Source organism: Neisseria sp. P0021.S006, assembly GCF_051956895.1.
In genome coordinates this window covers 1-852 of sequence record NZ_JBQCWZ010000568.1, presented here as the reverse complement: position 1 = coordinate 852, position 852 = coordinate 1, and the positions used below count along the sequence as shown (strand labels likewise).

The window sequence follows — 852 nt, the reverse complement described above, 5'->3', positions numbered from 1 at the left end:
CGCACCACGCGACCGATCGCGGCAATGCCTTTTTCCAGCGTTTCCGCATCCTGCGCAATGCTCATACGGATACACTCGTGTGCGTGCGGATAGTCTTGCCTATCAATGCCGACAAAGAAATGCTCGCCCGGAATAATCAGCGTGCCTTCAGCCTTGAGCATTTCGTACAAGGTTTGCGACGAAACAGGCAGGTTTTCAAACCAAAGCCACAAGAAAATCGCACCTTCAGGCTTATGAATTTTCAACGGATACGCACCCAACTCACGCTTGAGCAGGGAGACCGCCGTTTGCGCCTGCCGACGGTAAAACGGCTGAATCACTTGGTCGGCCAGCTGTTTCAGACGGCCGTCGTTTAACAGCGGAGCCGCAATCGCCGCGCCGAAACGCGTAGGCGACAAGTTCACAATCGCATTCAAACTGCTGACGGCTTTGACCACTTCCGGCGCGGCGACAATAATGCCGGTACGCACACCGGGCAGGCCGATTTTAGAAAGGCTGAAGCAGAGGATAATGTTTTCGTGCCAGTTGAGCGTCACATCGCTGTAAATAATATTCGGGAACGGCATTCCGTAAGCGTTGTCGATAATCAGCGGAATCCCGTGTTCCTGCGCCAAAGCTTCCAAACGCGCCATCTCGCCGTCGGTCAGCACATTACCGGTCGGGTTGGTCGGGCGCGAACAGCAAATCGCACCGATTTTGCCCTCTTTCAATTCAGGCAGGCTCTCCAGCGCGTCAAAGTCCACGCGGTATTTGAAGAAGCCCGCTTTGCCTTCGTGTTCGACATTTTCGATTTTCGGCTTCACCGAAATAAAATGCTGCCCTTCGACATGCACGTCGGCATAACCGATATAT

1 protein-coding gene is annotated in these 852 nt (G+C 53.8%); it reads right to left on the bottom strand.

Features of this window, described 5'->3' with window-relative positions; translation table 11 throughout:
* On the bottom strand, positions 1–852 hold an 852-nt coding region (locus ACTHUM_RS15735; protein ID WP_440403384.1), incomplete at both ends, for an aminotransferase class I/II-fold pyridoxal phosphate-dependent enzyme.